This window comes from Arthrobacter sp. (assembly GCF_031179385.1).
In the GTDB taxonomy this organism is placed as follows: domain Bacteria; phylum Actinomycetota; class Actinomycetes; order Actinomycetales; family Micrococcaceae; genus Arthrobacter_D.
The window spans coordinates 1-2,828 of the sequence record NZ_JAPSHV010000205.1 but is presented as its reverse complement, the minus strand read 5'-3'; the positions used below and the strand labels follow the sequence as shown (position 1 = coordinate 2,828).

Here is a 2,828-nt window from a genome sequence, read left to right as displayed (position 1 = left end):
GGACAAGCCGGAATGGGACGCCAGCGCCGAGGTGGCAAGCATCTTCGCGGTTACGGGTTGGCCTGCATCCAGCTGCGCCATCCAGCGGGCCCAGGTCATCGACATCCTCGAAGCTGCCCTCACCGAGCGCTGACCGGTGAGCGGGACCGGGCGGGTGCCGTCGTCGTCGGGCTAGTACACTGAGGCGCATGACCGGGCAGGACCCTGCCCCGGAGGGGGCTGCGGCAACTCCCTCCGGAGGCACAAGCCTCGACGACTTCATTGACACTTCCCTGCGCTCTCCGGCGGAGAGAAACCGCACCTTCATGGGCATCCTCGTGAACACCGGCGTCGCAAACATCACCACCAGTTATCTGTGGTTCGCCCTGACGTTCTGGGCGTATCTGGAAACCCGCAACGTCATTGCCACCGGGGTGATCGGCGGCGCGTACATGCTGTTGATTGCCCTCTCGAGCATCAGCTTCGGCACGTTCGTGGACCGCTACCGGAAGCTGGCGGTGATGCGCTTCGCCGGCGCATTCACCCTGGTGATGTTCCTGCTCTCCGGGGCCATGTTCCTCATGACGCCCGAATCCAGCCTTCTCGACCTGAGACAGCCGTGGTTCTGGGTCTTCACCATGATCATCCTGATCGGTGCGGTGGTGGAGAACATGCGGAACATCGCCCTGGCCACAACGGTCACCATCCTCATCGAGCCCGACCGTCGGGCGAACGCCAACGGACTGGTGGGAATGGTGCAGGGCATCATGTTCATCATCACCTCCGTGCTTTCCGGGTTGTCGGTCGGGCTGCTCGGCATGGGCTGGACGATCGTCGTTGCCCTTGTGCTGACCGCCCTTGCGTTCGCTCACCTGCTGACGCTGCGCATGCCCGAGGAGGTGCGTGCTGCCGCCACCGACGCACACGGCGGCTTCGACCTGCGGGGTTCGTGGGCCGCCGTCATGGCAATCTCGGGCCTGTTCGCGCTGATCCTGTTCTCCACGTTCAACAACTTCGTGGGCGGCGTCTACATGGCGCTGATGGATCCCTACGGGCTGGAGCTCTTTCCCGTGGAACTGTGGGGAACCTTCTTCGCGCTCGGCGCCACCGGATTCATTGTGGGCGGTGCGCTGATCGCCAAGTTCGGCCTGGGGTCCAATCCGCTGCGCACCATGCTCATTGCCGTCGTCGTGATGGGCGTGATCGGGGCGGTCTTCACGATCCGCGAGTGGGCCTGGCTCTACATCGCCGGTATCTGGCTGTACCTCGTCCTGATCCCGTTCATCGAAGCCGCCGAGCAGACCGTCATCCAGCGGGTGGTGCCGCTGAACCGGCAGGGACGCGTGTTCGGATTGGCCATGGCATTGGAGTCTGCGGCTGCCCCGATCACCGCATTCCTCATCGCTCCCATCGCCCAGATCTGGATCATCCCGTACGCCCGCTCAACAGAGGGCGCCACCCAGCTGGCCCCGCTCCTCGGCGAGGGAACCTCCCGCGGCATCGCGCTCGTGTTCCTGATCGCCGGCATCGTCATCATCGCCGCCGCGCTGCTGGCCTTCTTTACCCCGGTCTACCGCCGGGTCTCGGCGTCCTATGCGCAGACGGCGGCGGAGACGGCTACAGAGACTCCGACGACGCCTTAGCTCGCCCCGCCAGCGAGCTGACGCTCGAGCATCTCACCGAGAACCCGAATGCCCTGCGGGAACTGTCCGGGGTGCCCGCCCGCATAGTTGAGCCGGATGAAGGGGCCCGCAGGCTCGGCCGGGAACCACTCGTTCCCTGCCGCGATAACGACGCCGGCAGCCTCGCAATCACGGGCCAACAGTTCGACGTCGGTCCCGTCGGGCAGCCGCGCCCACAGATTCAGCCCGCCCTTCGGTATGAGGTCAATGTGCGCTTGCGGCGCGTGCTCCCGCAGGCTGGCCAGCAGCAGGTCACGGCGGGACTGGAGCTGCTGGCGCAGCCCGCGCAGATGTGTCTGCCAGGCCGGCTGCGTCACCACCTCCAGTGCGGCGGACTGCAGGAGTCCGCTGACATACATCGCTCCGGCTCCGTGATCTGCAAGAATCCGTTCCCGCGCCGGTCCGCGAGCAACCACGGCTCCAACCCGGACCGAGGGAGAGACGCTCTTCGTCAGTGAACGAAGGTAGACCACATGACCCGAGTCGTCGCGCGCAGCGACGGGGGTTGAGCTCGTGTTGATGCCGAAGTCATGCGCCCAGTCATCCTCCACGAGGAAGGCGCCGTGAGCGCGGACTGCATCGAGTACGTGCGCGCTGCGCTCGGCAGACCACTGGGCACCGGTGGGATTCGTGTAATTGGGCTGCGCATAGAGGAGGCGGGAACCTGTCTCCTCGAAGGCCCGGGCGAGCACCTCGGGGTCAGGTCCGTCGGCTCCGCTCGGAATCGGTATCACTTCCACACCGGCCTGAGCGGCGGCCACGATAGCTCCCCAGTAGGTGGGCGACTCCATGAGGATCGGCTGCCCGCTGCCGGCGAGTGCACGGAAGATCGTGCTGAGGCCACTTTGACTGCCAGGAAGGATGATCACGTCGCTGGGCGCGGGCGGGGAGACACCGGCCGGGGTTGAAGCCCGCAGTTCCTGCGCAAACCAGGACTGCAGTTCGGGCAACCCTGCCGCCGGCGGCCGGGACAGCGCCGCATCGCTGCGGGACGCCCGGGTGAGCGCCGCACGGACCGCGCGTACCGGCAAAAGCTCTTGGTCAGGGTAACCCGAGTGAAAGGCGATGACGTCGTGCTGGATACCGCGCAACGCCGTCGGAAGGCCGCGGGCTGGAGCCTTCGGTGAACGCAGCGCGGCAGTCTGCCAGCCATAGTCGGCCGGACGG

2 protein-coding genes are annotated in these 2,828 nt (G+C 66.3%); one reads left to right on the top strand and one right to left on the bottom strand.

All coding sequences use genetic code 11. The features are described from left to right. The first annotated feature begins 188 nt into the window (after window positions 1-188). On the top strand, window positions 189-1,622 hold the full coding sequence (locus RIF85_RS15515) for an MFS transporter (RefSeq protein ID WP_309072800.1): 1,434 nt from the start codon (window positions 189-191) through the stop codon (window positions 1,620-1,622). Here the strand turns inward: RIF85_RS15515 and RIF85_RS15510 are convergent. Next, window positions 1,619-2,828 (bottom strand): PLP-dependent aminotransferase family protein (locus tag RIF85_RS15510; RefSeq protein ID WP_309072799.1); only part of this gene is annotated, 1,210 nt, incomplete at its 5' end. The genes RIF85_RS15515 and RIF85_RS15510 overlap by 4 nt on opposite strands.

Bases quoted from the DNA above. Each gene is read 5' to 3' on its own strand.
- RIF85_RS15515 (WP_309072800.1), top strand. From the start codon at position 189: ATGACCGGGCAGGACCCTGCCCCGGAGGGGGCTGCGGCAACTCCCTCC.